The sequence below is a fragment of the Kitasatospora sp. NPDC094016 genome (assembly GCF_040304045.1).
GTDB lineage: Bacteria > Actinomycetota > Actinomycetes > Streptomycetales > Streptomycetaceae > Kitasatospora.
Window position 1 is genome coordinate 91322 of record NZ_JBEOUK010000024.1, and the last position, 19433, is coordinate 110754.

Annotated in this window: 19 protein-coding genes and 2 pseudogenes; 12 read left to right on the forward strand and 9 right to left on the reverse strand. The window is 71.3% G+C overall.

Annotated elements, in window-relative coordinates:
- Positions 1–219: 219 nt before the first annotated feature.
- Both ABT015_RS22375 and hrpB read left to right on the forward strand, forming a co-directional pair.
- The gene (locus tag ABT015_RS22375) at positions 220–1074 is read left to right on the forward strand and encodes a class I SAM-dependent methyltransferase (RefSeq protein ID WP_350881690.1); all 855 of its coding nucleotides are present in this window, start codon (positions 220–222) and stop codon (positions 1072–1074) included.
- 6 nt (positions 1075–1080) lie between these two features.
- Positions 1081–3603: an ATP-dependent helicase HrpB gene (gene hrpB / locus ABT015_RS22380; RefSeq protein WP_350881692.1), complete on the forward strand. Its 2523-nt coding sequence runs from the start codon at positions 1081–1083 to the stop codon at positions 3601–3603.
- 46 nt (positions 3604–3649) lie between these two features.
- On the opposite strand, the gene ABT015_RS22385 is transcribed toward hrpB, so the two are convergent.
- Positions 3650–3838 carry a hypothetical protein gene (locus ABT015_RS22385; protein WP_350881694.1) on the reverse strand — a complete coding sequence of 63 codons (189 nt, stop codon included), beginning with the start codon at positions 3836–3838 and terminating at the stop codon, positions 3650–3652.
- Positions 3835–5190 (reverse strand): NsdA family TPR-like regulatory protein, encoded by a 1356-nt coding sequence (locus tag ABT015_RS22390; RefSeq protein ID WP_350881696.1) that lies wholly within the window; start codon positions 5188–5190, stop codon positions 3835–3837. Before ABT015_RS22390 ends, ABT015_RS22385 begins: the two co-directional genes overlap by 4 nt.
- 125 nt (positions 5191–5315) lie before the next feature.
- Between ABT015_RS22390 and ABT015_RS22395 the strand changes: the two genes are divergently transcribed.
- The 3 genes from ABT015_RS22395 (at position 5316) to ABT015_RS22405 (ending at position 8064) form a co-directional block, all read left to right on the forward strand.
- Positions 5316–6365: an NAD-dependent epimerase/dehydratase family protein gene (locus ABT015_RS22395; protein WP_350881698.1), complete on the forward strand. Its 1050-nt coding sequence runs from the start codon at positions 5316–5318 to the stop codon at positions 6363–6365.
- A 19-nt stretch (positions 6366–6384) separates the two neighbouring features.
- On the forward strand, positions 6385–7440 hold the full coding sequence (locus ABT015_RS22400; RefSeq protein ID WP_350881700.1) for an NAD-dependent epimerase/dehydratase family protein: 1056 nt from the start codon (positions 6385–6387) through the stop codon (positions 7438–7440).
- A 135-nt stretch (positions 7441–7575) separates the two neighbouring features.
- Entirely contained in the window at positions 7576–8064 is a 489-nt protein-coding gene (locus ABT015_RS22405; protein WP_350881702.1) for a DegT/DnrJ/EryC1/StrS family aminotransferase, read from the forward strand.
- Positions 8065–8081: 17 nt separating this feature from the next.
- Here the strand turns inward: ABT015_RS22405 and ABT015_RS22410 are convergent, their stop codons facing one another.
- Positions 8082–8960: a glycosyltransferase family 2 protein gene (locus ABT015_RS22410; RefSeq protein ID WP_350881704.1), complete on the reverse strand. Its 879-nt coding sequence runs from the start codon at positions 8958–8960 to the stop codon at positions 8082–8084.
- 30 nt (positions 8961–8990) lie between these two features.
- Between ABT015_RS22410 and ABT015_RS22415 the strand changes: the two genes are divergently transcribed.
- The 3 genes and pseudogenes from ABT015_RS22415 to ABT015_RS22425 all read left to right on the forward strand — a co-directional run.
- On the forward strand, positions 8991–9761 hold the full coding sequence (locus ABT015_RS22415; protein ID WP_350881706.1) for a hypothetical protein: 771 nt from the start codon (positions 8991–8993) through the stop codon (positions 9759–9761).
- 9 nt (positions 9762–9770) lie between these two features.
- Positions 9771–11225, forward strand: coding sequence for a hypothetical protein (locus tag ABT015_RS22420; RefSeq protein WP_350881708.1), 1455 nt, complete (start codon positions 9771–9773; stop codon positions 11223–11225).
- Between the two features lie 72 nt (positions 11226–11297).
- Positions 11298–11414: pseudogene (locus ABT015_RS22425) on the forward strand (ATP-dependent helicase C-terminal domain-containing protein); the annotation flags it as partial.
- A 43-nt stretch (positions 11415–11457) separates the two neighbouring features.
- Here ABT015_RS22425 and ABT015_RS22430 read toward each other — a convergent pair.
- The 3 genes and pseudogenes from ABT015_RS22430 to ABT015_RS22440 all read right to left on the reverse strand — a co-directional run bounded on the left by ABT015_RS22430 (position 11458) and on the right by ABT015_RS22440 (position 14545).
- Positions 11458–12708 carry a chymotrypsin family serine protease gene (locus ABT015_RS22430; protein WP_350881710.1) on the reverse strand — a complete coding sequence of 417 codons (1251 nt, stop codon included), beginning with the start codon at positions 12706–12708 and terminating at the stop codon, positions 11458–11460.
- A gap of 129 nt (positions 12709–12837) precedes the next feature.
- Positions 12838–12990: pseudogene (locus ABT015_RS22435) on the reverse strand (DUF397 domain-containing protein); the annotation flags it as partial.
- 160 nt (positions 12991–13150) lie between these two features.
- A complete protein-coding gene (locus tag ABT015_RS22440; RefSeq protein ID WP_502897376.1) occupies positions 13151–14545 on the reverse strand; it encodes an NsdA family TPR-like regulatory protein in 1395 nt (464 codons plus the stop codon).
- 94 nt (positions 14546–14639) lie between these two features.
- On the opposite strand from ABT015_RS22440, the gene ABT015_RS22445 reads away from it, so the two are divergent.
- From ABT015_RS22445 to ABT015_RS22455, 3 genes are all read left to right on the forward strand, one after another.
- On the forward strand, positions 14640–15080 hold the full coding sequence (locus tag ABT015_RS22445; RefSeq protein ID WP_350881712.1) for an ATP-binding protein: 441 nt from the start codon (positions 14640–14642) through the stop codon (positions 15078–15080).
- A gap of 13 nt (positions 15081–15093) precedes the next feature.
- Complete coding sequence (locus ABT015_RS22450; RefSeq protein ID WP_350881714.1) at positions 15094–15684, forward strand: hypothetical protein; 591 nt, start codon at positions 15094–15096, stop codon at positions 15682–15684.
- Positions 15685–15889: 205 nt separating this feature from the next.
- Positions 15890–16741, forward strand: coding sequence for an alpha/beta fold hydrolase (locus tag ABT015_RS22455; protein WP_350881716.1), 852 nt, complete (start codon positions 15890–15892; stop codon positions 16739–16741).
- 52 nt (positions 16742–16793) lie between these two features.
- On the opposite strand, the gene ABT015_RS22460 is transcribed toward ABT015_RS22455, so the two are convergent.
- On the reverse strand, positions 16794–17195 hold the full coding sequence (locus ABT015_RS22460; RefSeq protein WP_350881718.1) for a hypothetical protein: 402 nt from the start codon (positions 17193–17195) through the stop codon (positions 16794–16796).
- 148 nt (positions 17196–17343) lie between these two features.
- A complete protein-coding gene (locus ABT015_RS22465; protein WP_350881720.1) occupies positions 17344–18006 on the reverse strand; it encodes an O-methyltransferase in 663 nt (220 codons plus the stop codon).
- 70 nt (positions 18007–18076) lie between these two features.
- On the opposite strand from ABT015_RS22465, the gene ABT015_RS22470 reads away from it, so the two are divergent.
- The gene (locus ABT015_RS22470; RefSeq protein ID WP_350881722.1) at positions 18077–18748 is read left to right on the forward strand and encodes a TetR/AcrR family transcriptional regulator; all 672 of its coding nucleotides are present in this window, start codon (positions 18077–18079) and stop codon (positions 18746–18748) included.
- 69 nt (positions 18749–18817) lie between these two features.
- Here the strand turns inward: ABT015_RS22470 and ABT015_RS22475 are convergent, their stop codons facing one another.
- The gene (locus ABT015_RS22475; RefSeq protein WP_350881724.1) at positions 18818–19366 is read right to left on the reverse strand and encodes a GNAT family N-acetyltransferase; all 549 of its coding nucleotides are present in this window, start codon (positions 19364–19366) and stop codon (positions 18818–18820) included.
- Between the last annotated feature and the right edge of the window lie 67 nt (positions 19367–19433).

A 19433-nucleotide genomic window follows, 5' to 3' on the forward strand; every position in this document is an offset into this window, starting at 1 on the left:
CAGGCCCGCAGCGCAACTTGTAGCATACGGGGACGGCCAGGCACGGTCAACGCCAAGAGCGGCAAGACGGTGGAGCCCGGTATGGATCAGGCCATATCCTCCGATTGCGCACCTTGCGGTGGCGCCCGAAGGGGCCCTTCCCCGGATGCCACCACCAGGATCGGGTCCTTGACGGGCCCGGTCTCGGCAGCGGCGCTTCCGCACTCCACACCCTACGCGATGGGCATTATCACCGTGGCCACCACCCCCCAGTCCGACCTGCATGATCTTGACGGCGACGGCGACGACGCGGTACGGCGCGCGGCCGGCACCGGGGAGAGCAGCCGGGCCAGCCGGCACTGGTGGGACCGCAACGCCGACGAGTACCAGGACGAGCACGGGGAGTTCCTCGGCGACGACCGCTTCACCTGGTGCCCCGAAGGCCTCGACGAAGCCGACGCCCACCTCCTCGGCGAGGTCGCGGACAAGGACGTGCTGGAGATCGGCGCCGGCGCCGCCCAGTGCTCGCGCTGGCTGGCCGGCCGCGGCGCCCGCCCCGTCGCCCTGGACATCTCCCACCGCCAACTCCAGCACTCCCGCCGGATCGACCTCGACCGCGGCGCCACCCCCGTCGCCGTCGTCCAGGCCGACGCCGCCGTCCTGCCCTTCGCCGACGCCTCCTTCGACCTCGCCTGCTCCGCCTACGGCGCCGTCCCGTTCAGCGCCGACACCGCCGCCCTGATGCGCGAGGTGCACCGGGTGCTGCGCCCCGGTGGCCGCTGGGTGTTCTCCGTCACCCACCCGATCCGCTGGGCCTTCCCCGACGAGCCCGGCGTCGAGGGCCTCACCGCCGCCTCCTCCTACTTCGACCGCACCCCCTACGTCGAGGAGGACGAGCACGGCCGCGCCAGCTACGTCGAGCACCACCGCACCATCGGCGACCGGGTCCGCGAACTCGTCGGCGCCGGATTCCGGTTGACCGACCTGGTCGAGCCCGAGTGGCCGGCCGGCCTGGAGCAGGAGTGGGGCGGCTGGTCCCCGCTGCGCGGGCGGCTGATCCCCGGCACCGCGATCTTCGTCGCCGAGCGGGGCTGAGCCCCTTTGACCTCGACGAACCCGGCCTGGCGCGAACTGCCCGTCCGCACCGCCCTGCCCGCGCTGCACCGCGCCCTCGACGAGCAGGGCACCGCCGTCCTCGCCGCACCGCCCGGCACCGGCAAGACCACCCTGGTACCGCTCGCACTCGCCGGTCTGCTCGATCCCGAGCGCCCGACGCTTCGCGTGCTGGTCGCCGAACCGCGCCGGCTCGCCGTCCGGGCCGCCGCCCGGCGGATGGCCTGGCTGCTGGGCGAGGCGGTCGGCGGGCGGGTCGGCTACACCGTGCGCGGGGACCGTCGCGTCGGGCCCTCCACCGTCGTCGAGGTGGTCACCACCGGCGTACTGCTGCAACGGCTCCAGCGCGACCAGGAGTTGCCCGGAGTGGACGTGGTCGTCCTGGACGAGTGCCACGAACGGCACCTGGACGCCGACACCGCGCTCGCGTTCCTCCTCGACGTCCGGGCCGCGCTGCGGCCCGAACTGCGGTTGGTCTGCGCCTCGGCCACCTCCGACACCGCGGCCTGGGCCGAACTCCTCGGCGGCGCGCCGGTGGTGGAGGCGCACGGGGTCTCCCACCCGGTCGAGACGGTGTGGGCGCCGCCGCCGCGCGCCGTCCGGCCCGCCCACGGCACCCGGGTCGACCCGGCGCTGCTCGACCACGTCGCCGCCACCGTCCGGCGGGCGCTCGCCGAGCAGGAGGGCGACGTGCTCTGCTTCCTGCCCGGCGTCGGCGAGATCAGCCGTGTCGCCGGGCAGCTGTCCACCGTGGCGGCGGACGTCCTGCAACTCCACGGCCGCGCCCCGCAGTCCGTCCAGGACGCCGCCCTCACCCCCTCGGACGGCCGCCGCGTCGTGCTCGCCACCGCCGTCGCCGAGTCCTCGCTCACCGTGCCCGGCGTCCGCGTCGTCGTCGACGCCGGGCTCGCCCGCGAACCGCGCACCGACCACGCCCGGGGCCTGGCCGGGCTGGTCACCGTCCGCGCCTCGCTCGCCGCCGCCCGCCAGCGCGCCGGCCGTGCCGGCCGCGAGGCCCCCGGCACCGTGTACCGCTGCTGGAACGAGGCCGAGGACGCCCTCGCCGCCCGCTTCCCCACCGCGGAAATCGCCCTCGCCGACCTCACCGCGTTCGCTCTCCAGGCCGCCTGCTGGGGCGACCCGGACGCCACCGGCCTCGCCCTGCCCGACGCCCCGCCCGCCGGGGCGATGGCCGCCGCCCGGCAGACCCTCCAGGCCCTCGGCGCCGTCGACACCGACGGCCGGGCCACCCCGCGCGGCATCCGCCTCGCCCGCACCGGGCTGCACCCCCGGCTGGGGCGCGCGCTCGTGGACGGCGCCCCTGCCGTCGGCGCCCGTCGAGCGGCCGAGGTGGTCGCCCTGCTCTCCGAGGAACCGCCGCGCGCCCTCGGCGACGACCTCGGCGCGGTCTGGCGGGCGGTCCGCTCCGCCAACGACCCCTACGCCGGCCGCTGGCGCGAGGAAGTCCGCCGCCTCCTGCGCGCCGCCGGCTCCGAACCCGCCACTCAGCTGCCCGACACGACCGCCGCCGGCCTCGTCGTCGCCCTCGCCTTCCCCGAACGCATCGCCCGCGCCCGGGTGGAGCGGCCCGCCCCCGGCGAGCGCAGCCCGTACCTGATGGCCTCCGGGACGGCGGCCGAACTCGCGCCCGGCACCGCGCTCGGCACACTGCCGTGGCTCGCCATCGCAGTCGCCGACCGCCCGGCCGGCTCACCTTCCGCCCGCATCCTGCACGCTGCGGCACTGGACGAGGACACCGCCCGGCTTGCCGGTGCCTCGCTGCTCGAATCCCGCGAGGAAGTCCACTGGGACACCCGCCGCGACGAGGTCGTCTCCCGCCGGGTCGAGTCGCTGGGCGCGATCGAACTCGCCGAGAAGCCGCTCAGCCGCCCCGACCGGGCCCTCGTCCGGGGCGCCATCCTCGAAGGCCTGGCCCGCGAGGGCGTTTCCGCTCTACTCACCTGGCCCTCCCCCGGCCTGCGCGAACGTCTCGCCTTCCTGCACGCGGCGATCGGCGCCCCCTGGCCCGACGTCTCCGACGCCGCGCTGCTGGAACGCGCCGACGAGTGGCTGGAGCCGGAACTGTCCCGCGCCCGCCGCCGCGCCGACCTGGCCAGGATCGACACAACGTCTGCCCTCCAGAGGCTCCTCCCCTGGGCCACCGGGGAAGCAGGCCGCCTCGACGAGCTGGCCCCCGAACGCATCACCGTGCCGTCCGGCTCGAAGATACGAGTCGACTACACCGCCGAACGCCCGGTGCTGGCCGTCAAGTTGCAGGAACTCTTCGGCTGGACCAAGACCCCTGCCCTGGCCGGAGGACGTGTCCCGCTGACCATTCACCTGCTGTCGCCCGCCGGTCGCCCCGCCGCCGTCACCGGCGATCTGGAGAGCTTCTGGCACAACGGCTACCGCGCCGTCCGCGCGGATCTCAGGGGCCGCTACCCCCGCCACCCCTGGCCCGAGGACCCGACGACGGCGGAACCCACCCGCCGCCTCAACGCCCGGAAGTAGCCGGCGCGATTGACGACACCGCCGCCGCTGCCCGGCTGCGTCGCCGTCAGTCGCGCCGGTTCGTCCGGATCTCGGAGTAGAGGACGAGCGCCAGGATCACGGAGGTGAAGAGGATCAGGAACTTCCGGAAACCCTCGGAACCGGCGGGCAGCCATCCCTGGAGCAACCCGACCAACAGCACGATTGCGGCCGAGACCTCGGGTGCCCCGTGATCCGCCAGTGAATCCGAGGTCACGCGGATACGAGCTCGGAAACCCGCCGAGCAAGCTCGGGAGCGCCGGGAATTCCTCGTGTGCGATAGACGGCAATGGTCGCGCGCACCATCTTGAGCTCTTTCTTGTTCCGGTCGGATGCCACGCCGTCCATGAGGTCCAAGCACTCGTTCCAGAGGATCACAGCCTCCTCCTGACGATGTTGAGCAGCCACGGACTTGGCGAGGTTCGCGAGGGTCAGGCCGCGAACTCGCTGGTACGTCGACGGAGCACGGTCCCGCAGGGCCGCCCGATAATGCTGTTCAGCGGCTCGGTGCTCCTTCATCTCGGTCAGCGTTTTGCCGGTGTGCGAGGCCACCGTGGCCGCGACCGGGCCTGACGCACTGGCGTACGAGGGAACGTCGTCATCACCGGCGAGCATCGCGTTCTCAGCCGCGAGGAGTGCTCCGGCAGCGTTCTTGCTCTGGCCGCTTGCGCCATATGCCCGGGCGGCTGTCACCAGCAGCAGCGACTCCGTCTTGCGGTCGACCTTCCCATGGGCGCGTGACAGCGCTGCCTCGGCCAGCTCGACGCAGTGCGTGGTCTGGTTCAGGTCGAGGGCCTGGTGCGTGAGGGCGCGCATCATCCAGGCCCCGTGGCCTGCGGGGTCGGACTCGCAGGCGAGTTGGTAGGCGAGGAGGTAGAACCGCTGGGCAGCACCCTCGCGGCCGAGGTCGTGGCATTTCCATCCGACCAGGGTCGCCAGCTCGGCCGCTGCCCCGTACGCACTCCGCCGCACTTCCTCGGACGGGAACGTGGCCTGGAGCATCGGCACGACGGCGTCCGCCAGGTAGGACGACACCGTGGAGAGCCCATAGCCGCCGCCCAGCCTCTCGTCAGCGGTCCTGAACATCTCGGTGAGCTGCCGGACGGTGGACACCTCCTCGGCGCCGGCCCTGCGACCGGTCTTCGCACCTCGCAGCGTTTCGGCGACGGCCTGGTGGTCGTAGGTGAGCGGGAGCCCCACGGTGCCAGCCGCGAAGGCGAGGGCGAGGAAGTCGCGACGGTGCAACATGACAAGTCTCCCGAGATCGGCAGCGGTTGCCAGAGGATCGGGGGTCATGGCCTCCCCGAACGCCGGGAAGCCTAGACCGATCTCGGCGGTCGTCACCTTCCGCTTCGCCATTCTCGTCAACGCCTCGGCAAGGTAGGCCGCGGTTCCGCCCGTTGGAGCGCCGCCCCTCACCCAGGAGAGCACGGCCGACCGCGAGGTGTGCAGCGTCTCACCGGATTCCGCCGCAACGCCGCGGACCACTTTGGCCAGGGCTTCGTACGTACAACCGACCTCCTCGATGACGGCCGCCAGCTGCCGGTTCGGTTCCTTACGCCCAGTCAACTCGTGCCCCCAGAATCGATCTTGAACAGATTGAACGGGATGGGCGGGCCACCACCGTACCGCCGGAGCGTGTCCGGATGTTCACTGACTGCACATACCCGCACTCCAGAGGAGGCCGATGCCTCATGGCCGACGTGTACCGCGACCCGCGCCTTGGCGAGCTGGCCGGGGCCGGCGTGCTGGTCACCGGTGGCGGTGGCCTGGTCGGCAGCCGCATCGTCGCCCAGCTCGCCGCGCACGGAGCCAGGCCGATCGTCCTGGACAGGTTCGACGCCTACCCGCACCCCGTGCGTGACCTGTTCCGAGTGGACCAGTACGGCGCCCAGGTCGTCCTTGGCGACGTGCGCGAACGGGCCACCGTGAAATGGCTCGCCGACCGCGCGGACTACGTGATCCACGCCGCCGCGTACGCCGATGTCGCTGCCTGCACCCGTCGGCCCGACACCGCGTTCGCCGCCAATGTGCATGGCACTCAGACCGTCCTGGACGCCGTGGTGACCTCGTCCGTGAAGCGGCTGGTGTTCGTGTCCTCCGCCTCCGTCTACGGCGACGGCACCCCCACCCAGAACGGTGCCGCGCGGTTCACCGAGGACCAGCCGCTGACCCCGATCTCGGTGTACGCCAACACCAAGCTGTGGGGCGAGCACCAGGTGCGCCTGATGCTCGGCGGCAGCGGCACCGGGTACTCGATCGTCCGGTACTTCTCGGTCTACGGCGACCCCCAGATTCCCAAGCCGGGCTCGCACTCCTGGGTGGTCCCGTGGCTGACCCTGTCCGCCCACACCGGCCAGCCGATGCGGCTCAACGGCGGCGGCCACCAGGTGCGCGACATGGTCCACGTCGAGGACATCGCGCACGCCACCATCCTCGCCCTCGTCACCGACCAGGCCGCCGGCCAGACCATCAACATCGGCACCGGCCACCCAACCTCGGTCCGGCGGATCGCCGAGCTGATCGCCACCCACTACCCCGACGCCGCGTTCGTCGACACTCCGATGCCCGAGGGCGACCCGCGCGGAGGCTTCGCCGACCCCCGCCGGGCCACCAACCTGCTCGGCTGGCGCCCCGCCATCACCCTCACCGAGGGCATCGACCGCTACGTGCACTGGCTCAGGACCACGCCGGACGCCATCCCGGACTGGTTCACCACCCCGGCCGCCGCTCCGGCCGCCTGAACGAAGGGACCCTTACCCCATGCGCGTCGTGCTGCTCGGCGGGGCCGGATACATCGGCTCCGTCGCCTCCCACCACCTCGTCTCGCTCGGCCACCACGTCACCGTCGCGGACGGCCTGATCTACAACCGCAAGGACGCCCCCGGACGGCTCCTGCCCACCGCCGCCGCGTTCGTCAGCGGGGACCTGCGCGACCTCGACCTGCTGGCCCGGGTCTGCGACGGCGCGGACGCCGTCGTGCACCTGGGCGGGATTGTGGGTGAACCGGCCTGCCAACTGGACGAGGAGCTGGCCGTCGAACTGAACTACGCCGCTCCGCTGATCGCCGCCGAGGCCGCCGCCGGTGCCGGTGTCGGCCGGTACGTGTTCTTCTCCTCCTGCAGCGTCTACGGCCGGCACGAAGGCACCGTGGACGAGGACACCGAGCCCAACCCGCTCGGGATCTACGCCTGGACCGAAGTCCTCGCCGAACGACGCCTGTCCGACGTCCTCGCAGGCGCTACCGCCCTGACGAGCCTCCGGCTGGCGACCGTCCACGGCGCCTCGCCCCGCCAGCGTCTGGACTCCGTGGTCAACTCCATGGCCTCACGCGCCGTCGCCACCGGGCGCATCCCACTCAACGGCGGTGCACAGCGCCGCCCGCTCGTCCACGTCGGCGATGTCGCCCAGGTGCTCGCCACCGTCCTGGAAGGCGACCTGACCGGCGCGTGGAACGTCGGCAGCGACCAGGAGAACCACACCATCGCCGACATCGCCGAGACCGTGGCCGCCATCGTGCCCGGCTCGAAGATCCAGCGCGGTCCGGAGCGGGACGAAGCCGACGCCCGCGACTACCGGGTCAGCTTCGCCCGCCTCGCGCGCCACATCCCCGGGGCTTGCTCCACCACCCTCAAGGACGGCGTGCAGGAGATCGCCGACCTCTTCGCCAGCCGCCAGGTCACGGACCCGAACGAGCCCCAGTACGACAACCATCGGGGCTTGGTGGACGCCTTCACCGCCGGCACGGTGCGGACCCTGCGCACCCCCGCATGCCGGCAGTACCGGTCCGAGTACACGGCCGCGTGGGGGCAGCCGTGACGGCCACCGCATCGTTCCTGCCCTGGAACCGTCCCTCGCTCGGGCAGGAGGAGGCCGAGGTTCTAGACACCCTTCGCTCGGGCCGGCTCACGGCCGGCCCGAAGGCGAGCCGGCCGGCACGGCATCGACTCCTCCGTGTGGCAGCGGCACGGTAAGCGCCGCACCGCCGACTACGAAGTCACCATGCCGGGCCTGAAGTACACCATGTCGGACATCACGGCTGCGGTCGGCCTCCAGCAGTTCCAGAAGCTCACCGAGTTCACCGCGCGCCGGACCCGGATCGCCGCCTCCTACGACCGGTCCCTGGCAGGCCTTCCGGGGCTGCGGCTGCCGACCGTCCTGGACGGCGTCCGGCACGGCTGGTTCCTCTACCCCGTCCTGATCGATCCGGTTGGCGGTCGGACCCGGGGCACGGTGGCAGATGAGCTCCGCGACGCCTACGGGATCGGCACCAGCGTGCACTTCAAGCCGGTCCACCGCCTCGCCGCCTACCGCTACCTGGACTGCCACCTGCCCATCACCGAGCAGATCGCCGCCCAGCAACTGTCCCTGCCGTGCTATCCGACCATGACCGGCACGGACGTGCAGCGCGTCATCGACGCCCTCCACGCCATCTGGACCTGACCACGCTGGGCCGGCCGTCAGAACACCGGCGGTCGGCCCAGCTTCGCCATCCGCCACACCGTGCTCCACCGCATCGGCCGACGCGGCGGGCACGGCGTGCGCACACCCTCGAAGAAGCCGGACCACCACGCCTTGAGACCGGGCAGCGGCGGCCGGCGGACCAGCGTGTACAGCGCCCAGGAGGTGAGGTAGACCGGTACCAGCACCGCGGGCAGGTGGCGCTTGGCCAGCCAGACCCGGTTGCGGGCCGTCAGCCGGTAGTAGGTGGCATGCCGGGCCGGGTCGGTGCGGGGGTGCTGGAGCACCATGTCGGCGCGGTAGTCGATGCGCCAGCCCGCGTCCAGGGCACGCCAGGCGAAGTCGGTCTCCTCGTGGGCGTAGAAGAAAGCAGCGGGGAACAGCCCAACCTGGTCGATCACGCTCATCCGGATGGCATGGCCGCCGCCCAGGAAGGTGGTGACCGGCCCGGACTGCATCGGGTCGCTGGCGCCGAGGCGGGGGACGTGCCGACGCTGGGTGAACCCGGTCTCATCCGCGATACGGAAGGACATGATCCCCAACTGCGGGTCCTGCTCGAAAGCTGCCCGGACCAGGCGGAAGGTGTCGGTGCGGGGCAGCAAGCCGTCGTCGTCCAGGACGACCAGTACATCCACGCCGCCCAGTTCGCGCAGCCGCTCGACGCCCACATTGCGGCCGCCGGGGATGCCGAGGTTCTCCGGCAGCTCCACGGCGTCCACCCAGTCCGGCAGTTCGGGCAGCTCCACGCCCTGCCCGAGCACCACGGTCCGCACGCCGCTGTCGCCGCCGTCCTGGGCCCGTACCGAGTCCAGCAGCGCCGTCAGCTCCGCAGGCCGGTCTCCCATCGTCAGCACCACCACGCCCAGCGTGACGCCCATCGCACCCGACCCCAAGTTGAGGAACCCTTCATGATCCCGCCGACACCGCATCCCGGGAACGCGCCGCTGCGTGTACTGGCCGAGACCGGCCATCTCCCGGACCACCAGTACATGGACCGGACCACACTGGCCTGGATCGCCGGCAACCGTCCCACCGGTCCGGGTGTCCGGGCCACCATCCCATACCGTCCGCTCCTGCTGGTACCCGAAGGCCCCTGGTTCGCCCGTAGGGAGGCTGCCGACTCCATCCACGGAGTCCGGCACGGAGCCCGGGTCGCGCTCCTGGTGCAGATCCTCGCCCACGACCACGACCACGACCACGACCACGACCACGGCACCGACCCCGACCGCACCCAGGCCCTCGCCGTCGCGGCGGCCTGCCACGACTGCCGGCGCCACCACGACCGCGACGACCCGGGCCACGGACAGCGCGCCGCCCGCTGGCTCGCCGAGAACACCACCACCGTGGCCGCCGCCCTCGGCACCGCCCCCACACCCGAGGCGACCACGGCCGTCGCCCTCCACGATGTCGCCCACCACGCCTTCACGGACGACCAGACGAGCGCCTACCGGCGGCACCAGGACGCGGCGGACCTCCTCAAGGCCGCTGATGCCCTCGACCGCTACCGACTGCCCCTCGCCCGCTGGTGGCCAGACCCCAGCCGACTTCGCCTGCCCGTCCCCGTCTGGCTCCACCCCGTCGCCCACGACCTGGTGGTCCACAGCGAACAGGCACGCCTCGACGGCGCCACCGACACCCAGGCGCTGGAACACGCGCTCCGCGCCACGCTGCCCGAGTAGGAGAACCCCGTGCACGCCGAATGGGACGACGCCCACACCGACTACGGGGCCTTGCCCAGCCGCTCATCACCGGCTGGACTCGCCGACACCGACGCCGACTGGTACCAGCGCCTCGAACAAGCCCCCAACGGACGGCTGCTGCGCGACAACGCGATGCTCTGCTCGCTCGCCGCCGGCGCCCCGATCCACCTGCTCCACCTGACCCGCGACCTGGCAGCCGTACGCGCCAGCGGCCACCTGCTGGCCTCCACCGGTTGCCTGGTCGGAGCTGTCTACGGCTCCCCACTCACACCGACACCGACTGGCGGGCTGCGTCCCCACAACCTCGGTTCGTACCTGCTGGAGAGCCGGAGCAACAGCACACCGCTGGTCATCGAAGTGAACCCCGTCGGCCCGGCGCCGCTGAAGGGGCTCGACTACCTGCGTCTGGGCGGCGTCCATCTACGCGCCTACCAGGAGTGCCGACACGTCCTCACCGCCGCCGAGGAAACCCAAGTCCTGCGATCCGTCGTGGCCCGGGTGCGCGTCGCGGCGTCGTTCCTCGACACCCTCCTGCGCAACGCGAGCGGCAAGGCGGCACCCGACGGGCCGTTCATCGACGCACTCGCCGCCACGGTCCCGGTCCTTCCCTACCTCGGCTACCTGTACTTCGAGACCGTCGCCGAGTACTTGATGCTCCACTCCACCAGCCGGGCCACCCGCGAGTACGCGGACCGCGGGGAGATGAACAACCGGCTCTACAAGAACCTCGCCTTCTCCGCTGTGGACGGCATGGGCACCCTCTTCGACCTCGGATTGTTCCACCCGGACTACACCCGGCTCCACGGCCTCGTCGGACGCATCGAGCCCGGCCTGGCGGCCCCGGCCGCCGACTACGTCCGCCGGCGTCTGTCCCACCTCTTCGCCGCCACCACACTGCCACCTCGCCAGGACATCCGGGACTTCACGTTCCACGAGGCGGACCCGGGCACGCTGGCCGAGACGGCACCGCACCTCCTCGGCCAGCTGATCTTCCGGGAAGTCCGGCTCCTAGAGCGCTACCCGCTGCTCTACCACTGCTTCGAGCAGGTCAAGGCCCTGGAAGCATGGGCGTACTGGAACAAGGAGGGCATCTCGACGCCATTCAACGGCGTCAGCCCCAAAGGTGAGATCGGCATCAACCCGGCCTGCGCCAACGCCCGGTTCACAGTCTGGACTGCGGAGTCCTGCAATCAGGGGCTTCTCCACCCGGTTGAGCAGATCGCCGCTGTGCCCGCCCCTCGGCTCGTGCCCTGGCTGGTCGCGCCCCTACGAGACACAACCGAAGAGAAGCGGTGGATCAACCGGCTCTCGATTCAACGAGGCCAGCATGCGGTTGGACACACGGTCGGCTCGCACGAGAGTTTCCCCTTCGCAGGCGGGTTTCAAGGGTTTCAACCTCCCGGCTTGCGTCGGCCAGGGCCGACCACAGGGCAGGACTGGTGACTGTTCGCCATCAGTCAACCACCAACGGTGGTTCGGCTGCCCCCCTCCGCCCCTTCGAGGTGATCTCATGTCTGGCACAACGGCTACCGCGCCGTCCGCGCGGATCTCAGGGGCCGCTACCCCCGCCACCCCTGGCCCGAGGACCCGACGACGGCGGAACCCACCCGCCGCCTCAACCCGCGGAATTGACACTCCTCCTCGGCGGGGGCGGGATTCCCCGCTCGCGCTGCCGTCAGGAGAGCGAGAAGCCCATCTGGTTCACCACCGGCGTCATCGGCACGTAGAGCACCTGCGTGTAGCAGGTCGTCGAGTGTGCCGTCGATCCGGCCGGGCATCCGACCTCCGACCTTCCGGCCACGATCACGCCGCGAGCCTCCATGTCGCCGTTCGCGCCGGACGGGTTGGCGAGTGTGGGGCCGCCGCTGTCGCCCTTCGCACCGATCGCCCGTCGGTCACCGCCCTTCGACTCCGCGATGTCCACCGGCTTGATCTTCGTCCCCTCGTCGTTCGTCGTCTCGACATCGACCTTCTTGACCTCCACGTCGCACTTCCACCCCGACTGGGCGCCGCTGAGGCAGACGAGGTCCCCCACGTTGTTGCGTCCGATCCCGTACGTGCGTCGCGACGAACCGCCGCTGTCCGACCAGGCGCCGTCGTAGAACCGGCCGGCGCCGCCGCCGTTGATCGCGATCATGCTGACGTCCAAACCGTCGCCGATCGCGTACAGGTCGCCGATGTAGCCGTTGGTGCCGTTGTAGTACCGGCCGGCGCCGCAGTGTGCGGCGGTCAGCAGCACCTTCGTCCTGTCCTTCCAACCGCTGAACGCGGTCGAGCAGAACGAGGCCTTGCCGGTGTTGACTTCGGCGCCCGCGTAGTACGGCGCGCTGTCGGAGTGCCGGCTGCCGGACAGCGCTGCCGGGATGCCCTCGACGGTGGCCGTCACCGGCATCCCGGCGATCTCGGCGGCCATCCGGGAGTACGCCTGCTCGGTCGTGGCGCCGCCGGTCGGCCGCGTCGCCTTCGTCGGCACGTACGTGATCGCGATGGCGGTGCCGTCCTCCTGCGGGCCGATCGACGTCCACGCCTCGGGCGCCACAGCGGCGGTGAACCGGTCGATCGCGGCGCGCATCTCCGCACGGGAGTAAGGGCTTTGGTGAACGTCGACGGTGTAGCCGGGGCCGGCGTTCGCGTCGAGCAGCGCCCGGACCTCGGTCGGGGCCTCGCCCTTCCAGTAGATGTCGGCGTGCTGGTTCGACGCGTCGATCACGGTCCCGGCGTAGCCGTCCGCCGCCGGGTCGCCGGACTCCACCCAGTCCTGCACCGGGTCCGTCATGCGGTGGAGCTTCTGCTGAGCTTGCGGGTCACGGAGCACCGGCAGGCTGACCGATGGGACCGGCCCGTCCGGCGCGGCGTCGGCGGCGACGAGGGCGGAGGCGGTCACGGCGGACAGGGCCAGGAACAGCATGAGGCGGGAGCGGCGCATACGCGGTCCTTCGACGGGGCTGGCGGGCCGACACCCAGCGTAGGGACCGATCCGCGTTTCGCCTGGTCAGAAGGCGCGTTTCAGGCTGCGGCAGGCGCACGCGGAAGACGATGCGCCCCCGGCAGCTGGTCACCGCTCCGGGAAGTCACCGGCCTGGACGGAGGAGAGGAAGGACGTCCAGGCCGAGGCCAGGAAGACGAGCACCGGCCCGTGCGGGTCCTTGGAGTCACGCACGGGGACGAGGCCCGGGAATCCGGGGGCCACCTCGACGCAGTCGCCCCCGTTGCCGCCGCTAGCGAGTTACTCACCGGGAGTATCTCACTGCGAAGCCGACCATAGACGCGCCGGTGTGCAGCGACGACTTCCGGATCATTGCTCGGATGCGCTCGATCCAAGCTCTCCGAGGAGACATCGTTCTGCCCATTGGGCATCTCCGGCCCGGTCAGGCCGCCTTCGCCATCGGCCGAGCGCGGTCGTACAAGTCGCGCGCGTACCGGTTGCCCTGGTAGGGCTTGATCATGGCCATCATCGAGCGGAAGCGGTCGTCGGCCCGACCGGACTGGACAGCCGGGTAATCATCGAGAGCTCGATGCCAGTCCACACAGGCTTCTTCGAGGCGGCCGGCCTGCAACTTCCACTCCGCGAGCATGCCGGTCATCCGCACCCGATTGCGCACGTACACCGAGTACCGCAGGCGGTCGGACGCCTGCATCGCGGAGATGGCGCCAGGTTTGTCGCCGAGCTCCCAGCGGACCTTGGCCTCGTGGTACGCGAGGGAGGACGGGTCGTAGGAGCCGAACGCCTTCGCCTTGGACTCGGCTTGCTCCATCGCGACTTCCGCCATCCGCAGGTGGTACAGGGCTCCGGCCCTGTCTCCGGTCTGGGCGGTGGCGTGGGCCTGTTGGCCCGCGAGGAAGGCCCTCATCCGGGGGCCGGCCTGCGGGGAGGCAGCCGAGGCGGCATCCGCGAACCGCGTGGCGGCACTGCCATGGCCGAGGTCGACGGCCTGCACACTCATGCCGCGCAGGGTGGTGCAGTACGTGAGGTGATCGCCCGCATGCCCTGCCAGTTCCAGAGCCTTCATGTAGTAGCGCTGGGCCAGGGCATCGTGACGCTCGTCCATCGCCATGTAGCCGGTCAGGTAGCAGTGGTCAGCGGCGGCCGACAGCATCGCCTCGCGAACGTCCTCGGTGGCGTCCGCCCGTAGGTACGGGGCGATCGTGTTGACCAGGAACGAGGCGGCCATCGGTCGCGCCATCCGGCCACCGAACTGGTCGTCCAGGTCGCTGATCCGTTCGGTCATGGCGGCGACCGACTGGACCTCTGCCATGCCGATCCGCAGGTGCGGGTTGGTCCGCAGTTTCTCGAAACGGCCTACCAGGTCGGGCCAACCCGGAATGGTGAGAGCTACCGAGTACAAGCTGGCTGTGAGAACTCCGCGCCGGGATGGGTCCATATCGAGGCTCCCCAGATCGATCAGCCCTGACACCGTATCCGTCGACTCCTCAACGGTGGTAGGCCTGTCGCGAAATCCGGCCTCGAAAGCGGTGATCGGCCGCTTGAGTCTCCGTGCCAGCGTTTCCAAGACCACCGGCAGGGCCTTCGCCGCAGGCGAAGTGCCGCCGAGCCAGTGAGAAACAGCCGAGGCATCGTACTTGAGCCGCTGCCCGGCCTCGGTACCGGTCCGGTTGACGGCCCGCGCCAATTCGCCGTTGCCCCAAGCGGCTTCGGTCATCAACGAAGCGAGCTTTCGGTTCGGTTCGCGGTCGGTTCGCACGACAGTTCCCCCCTGCAGACGGGTTTCAAGGGTTTCAACTTCCCGGCTCGGCTCGGCCATAGCCGACCACAGGACAGGACGGTTGACTGTTCGTCATCAGTCAATCACCAGCAGTGGTGAAGTTAACCCCATTCCGCCCCTGAGGTGCACAACCATGCTCGTTTCCCGTCGGCCCCGCACGTTCGCCGCCCGCCTCGACTCGCGGACCGAATCCACGCCCATCGCCCGGCAGTTGCTCCGCGCCTACCTCGCCGCGCTCCCCACCGGCGACCGCTACCGCGACACCGCCGAACTCCTCCTCGGCGAACTCTTCGCCAACGCCGTCCAGCACACCGACGCCCCCACCGACCGCCTCATCGAAATCCGCTTCTCCCTCACCCCCGACCACCGCCTCCGGCTCGAAGTCCACGACGCCGGCACCGGCCGCCCCTCCCTCCACACCCCCACCCCCGACGACGAACACGGACGCGGCGTCCTCCTCATCAACGAACTCGCCGAGAAGTGGGGCTGCTGCCCCCGCGCCGGCGGCATCGGCAAATTCGTCTGGGCCCTCATCGCCCCCACGCCCCCCACCTCCACCCTCCTCGCCGTCTGAACAGGTGCCCACCATGCGACTCCCCCTCACCGCCCGGCACCTGTTCGACACCGGCTCCACCCCCGCCGACGCCTACGCCACCCTCGCCCGCCGCACCCGCCAGCCCCTGCGCTCCGCCCGCGCCGTCTGCATCGCCCTCGGCATCCCCGCCGCCGACACCCAGCGCCGCCTCGACGACTGCTACGACGCCCTGCTCGCCAACCCCCGCCCCGGATCCGAGAACGACACCGGCGAACTCCTCGAAGCCCTCGGCGTCTTCGACATCCCCAAGACCCCCGACGACCGCGACCTCGCCATCATCGACCTCTTCCTCACCGCCATCGACGCCCACGGCAGCATCCGCGCCGGCCACCAACACGGCCTCACCCGCTGGTTCACCACCGGCAACCTCACCACCGCCTACCTCTCCCTCACCGCCACCCAACCCCACCCCACCACCGGCGACCCCGCCCACTACTGGACCGCCCTCACCACCGCCGGCGAACTCCTCACAGCCCGCCCCTCCCCCGACCCCCGCCTCAAACCCGCCCTCACCCACGCCCGCACCCAAGCCCAAGCCCAGGCCCAAGCCCAAGCCCAAGCCACCCGCGAAACCCACCTCTAAACACCAGAAGTCGACCCCACCGACTTCCTGCGCAGCACCACGCCGGGAACCTGGCCAGCGACCGGGCCACCACCTCCATCACGGAAACCGGCCCTCCGTATCAAGGGTTGGCAAAGGCGCCACCCGCAACAATGCCCGCCGCGCCCGCGTGGTCAGCCCTGTGATCTGATCGTCCTCTTGACGGACCGCCACCAGGAGCTGACCCATGTCGACACCCCTGCCCACCGCCCTCCGCCTGACCGTCGGCCGGCACACCTTCGACGCGCTGGCCGCCGGGCCCGCCGACGGGGAACTCGTGCTGCTGCTGCACGGGTTCCCCGAGTTCGCCGACTGCTGGAGCGCCGAGCTGACGGCCCTGGCCGCGGCCGGCTACCGCGCGGTGGCGGTGGACCAGCGCGGCTACTCCCCCGACGCCCGCCCCTCCGACATCGCGGACTACTCCGTCGAGCTGCTGGTCGCGGACGCGCTGGGCTTCGCCGACGCCCTGGACGCGCCGCGCTTCCACCTGGTCGCCCACGACTGGGGCGGCCTCGTCGCCTGGGCGCTGGCCTCCACCCACCCGGAGCGGCTGCACAGCCTGACCGTGCTCTCCACCCCGCACCCCGAGGCGCTCTACGAGGCCCTGAACAACGACAGCGACCAGCGCCAACGCTCGCAGTACATCAGGGAGTTCCGCCTGCCGGGGCACGTGGCCGAACAGGCCATGCTGGCCGACGACGCGGCCAGGCTGCGCGCGATCTACCGGGGCGCGCTGCCGACGGACCAGGCCGAGTCCAACGTCCGACGGCTGACCGAGCCGGGCGTGCTGACGGCCGGGCTCAACTGGTACCGGGCGATCAACGAGGAACTCCGGGTGCCGGCCGGCGAGATCACCGTCCGCACGCTCTTCGTCTGGGGCACCGAGGACCGCGCCCTGGGCCGCGAGGCAGCCGACCTGACGGCCAAGCGCGTCAGCGCCCCGTACCGGTTCGTTGCGCTGGAGGGTGCCACCCACTGGCTGCCGGAGGCCGACGCCGAGCGGATCGTGCCGCTGCTCCTGGAGCACCTCGCGGGCTGACCCGGGGGTGTTCCCGGCGTGCCGCCCCACCGGCGCGCCGGCTTCGCCGCCCTCAGGCCGTCCTCGGCGCGTTCCGGGATCGCGCCCAGCTCTCCGCCTGCTCCTGGTCCCACAGGAGGCGGGCCCCGAAATCCTTCTCCTCGCCGGGTTCCGCCTCCGTCAACGCGCGCACCAGCGCCGGGCTGTAGACGGCGTGGACCCTGAAGTTCACCAGGAACCGGCTCTTGATCACGATCCGCACGTAGCGGCGGCTGTTGCCCCGGTGGCGTCCGGCCACGATGACGCAGTCACCGCCGTCACCCCAGGCCGGCGGCGCGATCCACACCTTCGCCCCCGGCGCGAAGTGCCTCAGCCCCTTGCGGATCTCCGACCCGCCTTCGCCGTGACCGGTCTCCTGGGCGACATTGGCCACGAGGCACACGCCCAGCGGCTCCGGTCCGGTTGCATCCGTCATGGCAGCCATGATCGCCTGACCGGACGCAGTGGCGCGCGTCCTTTTTCCCTGGGCATTCGCGAGTTGCCCACGCGTCACGACCGGTGTCGTACCGGACTACCCCCACGAAGAAGGCGGTACCCGCACCTGATCACGACGCCACACGGGTCTACAGGCGGCAGCTGATCTCCATTCCGTCCTCCACGGGGAACGTGACGCTCTGGTAGCCGTTGCGGGGGTCGCGGACGTAGTCGAGGTAGGGCGCGAGGGCCTCCAGGTCGACGTCGTCGGCGACGACGAGGGTGCCGGGCGCGAGGCGTGGTTCGAGGAGTCGCAGGACGGGCAGGCACAGGTCCTTCCAGCCGTCGAGGAGGACGAAGTCCGCGGAGCCGTCGACTGCGGCGAGGGTGTCGCGGGCGTCTCCTTCAAGGACGGTGATCAGGTCGTCCAGCCCCGTCTCGGCGAACGTCCGGCGGGCGGCCGCGGCCTTGGCGGCGCTCAGTTCCGTACTGATCACCCGACCCGTCCCGTTGTCGCGCACCGCGGCGGCGAGATGGAGCGTGGAGATGCCGAAGGACGTGCCGAACTCGACGACGGTGGCGGGGCGGGTGGCCCGGATCAGGTTGTAGAGGAGGCGGCCGCCCTGGGCGGAGATCGGCATGTACACCTCGGCGTTGGCGTCGGCCTGCTCCTGCGGGCCGAGGGGCGCGGAGCCCTGGGGCCACGCCGCCCGGATCCGCTTGCTGGTCGCCTCGTCCTGCTCGGCGTGCCGGAACATCCGGTCGAGGGCGGTGGCGACGCGGGGGTCTTCGAGGGTGTTGGTCGGTGTCATGAGCCTAGACTAGACGCACCGTTGCGTTGCGTCTAGCGGTTCTGGCCTACCCTGGCCCCAGGAGGCAGACATGGAACGAGGAAGTACGGCCGCCGCGGCGGCCGGGTCGCAACCGGCGGCACGCCACCACGGCAACCGGCACGGCCGCAGCGAACAGGCCCGGCAGGCAGTGCTGGAGGCGGCCGACGACCTCCTGGTCGAGAAGGGCTTCACCGGCGTCACCATCGAGGGCATCGCCGCCCGGGCGGGCGTCGCCAAGCAGACCGTCTACCGCTGGTGGAAGACCAAGACCGACATCCTCCTGGACGCCTTCCTCCAGGACGCGGCCGAAGCCCTGACCCCGCCGGACCACGGCGACCTGGCCCCGGACCTACGCGCCCACCTGCGCCAACTGGCCCTGTTCCTCACCCGGTCCGACGCCGGCGCCGTCTTCAGGGCCCTCATCGGGCACGCCCAGCACGATCCCGCGTTCGCCGCCGCCCTGCGGTCCGGGTACCTCGACGAACAGCGCCGACGCGACCGGCTCCCACTGGAACGCGCGGTGGAACGCGGCCAGCTCGCCGCCGGACTCGACATGGCGGCGGAGATCGACCAACTCGTGGGGCCGCTCTACCACCGCGTCCTGGTGACGGCGGAACCCGTGGACCAGGCTTTCACCGACCGCCTCGTCGAGGCGTTCCTGCACCGCGTGAACGTAGCGGACGTAGCGCACGCAGCGGACGCAGCGCACGCGGCGGGGTAGCCGACGCAGGGGAGACGGTGAGCAGTCGACTCCGAGGCACCGGCGGGACCGCCGATCGGATGGCCGAGCTCAGTGCCGAGTGGTTGTCGCGGCGTACTGGTCCGACGACAACGCGAACACCCGCACTCGCCGACCGCCGACGGGACTGACGGTCTCACGGGTCAGCTGCATCCCCAGTTTGGTCATGATCCGTTCGGAGGCGTCGTTGCCCACCTGAGTGATGCTGACGATCCGCTCCAGCCCTCGCTCCTCGAACGCGAACCGCACAGCGGCCGCAGCGGCCTCGGTGGCCAAGCCCTGCCCCCAGTGGGAGCGCCCCAACCGCCAGCCGACCTCGACCGCCGGCAGTACCTCCGGCAGGAAGCCGGGGACCGAGAGACCGGTGAACCCGGCCAGCTCGCCAGTGGAGCGGATCTCCACCGCGAACAGGCCGAAGCCCTGCGCATCCCACTCGCTCTCCCACGCCTGGATCCCGCCGCGGGTCTGCTGCTCGTCACGGACGCTGCCGTCCCGGATCCACCGCATCACCTCGGGGTCGGCATTGACGGCAGCCATGGGCGCAACGTCCTCCTCGCGCCAGCGGCGCAGGATCAGACGCGGAGTCTCAAGCGTGGCCATCGGATCATTCTGGACAGCCAAGGGGCTCTCCGCCATCCCCCGCTGCGCGACGGCCCGCGGAAACGTG

What these genes read in the sequence shown, in the direction of transcription:
- ABT015_RS22375 (WP_350881690.1), top strand. Translation starts at nt 220, where the DNA reads ATGGGCATTATCACCGTGGCCACCACCCCCCAGTCCGACCTGCATGAT.
- ABT015_RS22395 (WP_350881698.1), top strand. Translation starts at nt 5,316, where the DNA reads ATGGCCGACGTGTACCGCGACCCGCGCCTTGGCGAGCTGGCCGGGGCC.
- ABT015_RS22400 (WP_350881700.1), top strand. Translation starts at nt 6,385, where the DNA reads ATGCGCGTCGTGCTGCTCGGCGGGGCCGGATACATCGGCTCCGTCGCC.
- ABT015_RS22410 (WP_350881704.1), bottom strand. Translation starts at nt 8,960, where the DNA reads ATGGGCGTCACGCTGGGCGTGGTGGTGCTGACGATGGGAGACCGGCCT.
- ABT015_RS22415 (WP_350881706.1), top strand. Translation starts at nt 8,991, where the DNA reads ATGATCCCGCCGACACCGCATCCCGGGAACGCGCCGCTGCGTGTACTG.
- ABT015_RS22430 (WP_350881710.1), bottom strand. Translation starts at nt 12,708, where the DNA reads ATGCGCCGCTCCCGCCTCATGCTGTTCCTGGCCCTGTCCGCCGTGACC.
- ABT015_RS22440 (WP_502897376.1), bottom strand. Translation starts at nt 14,545, where the DNA reads ATGGCCGAGCCGAGCCGGGAAGTTGAAACCCTTGAAACCCGTCTGCAG.
- ABT015_RS22445 (WP_350881712.1), top strand. Translation starts at nt 14,640, where the DNA reads ATGCTCGTTTCCCGTCGGCCCCGCACGTTCGCCGCCCGCCTCGACTCG.
- ABT015_RS22450 (WP_350881714.1), top strand. Translation starts at nt 15,094, where the DNA reads ATGCGACTCCCCCTCACCGCCCGGCACCTGTTCGACACCGGCTCCACC.
- ABT015_RS22455 (WP_350881716.1), top strand. Translation starts at nt 15,890, where the DNA reads ATGTCGACACCCCTGCCCACCGCCCTCCGCCTGACCGTCGGCCGGCAC.
- ABT015_RS22460 (WP_350881718.1), bottom strand. Translation starts at nt 17,195, where the DNA reads ATGACGGATGCAACCGGACCGGAGCCGCTGGGCGTGTGCCTCGTGGCC.
- ABT015_RS22465 (WP_350881720.1), bottom strand. Translation starts at nt 18,006, where the DNA reads ATGACACCGACCAACACCCTCGAAGACCCCCGCGTCGCCACCGCCCTC.
- ABT015_RS22470 (WP_350881722.1), top strand. Translation starts at nt 18,077, where the DNA reads ATGGAACGAGGAAGTACGGCCGCCGCGGCGGCCGGGTCGCAACCGGCG.
- ABT015_RS22475 (WP_350881724.1), bottom strand. Translation starts at nt 19,366, where the DNA reads ATGGCCACGCTTGAGACTCCGCGTCTGATCCTGCGCCGCTGGCGCGAG.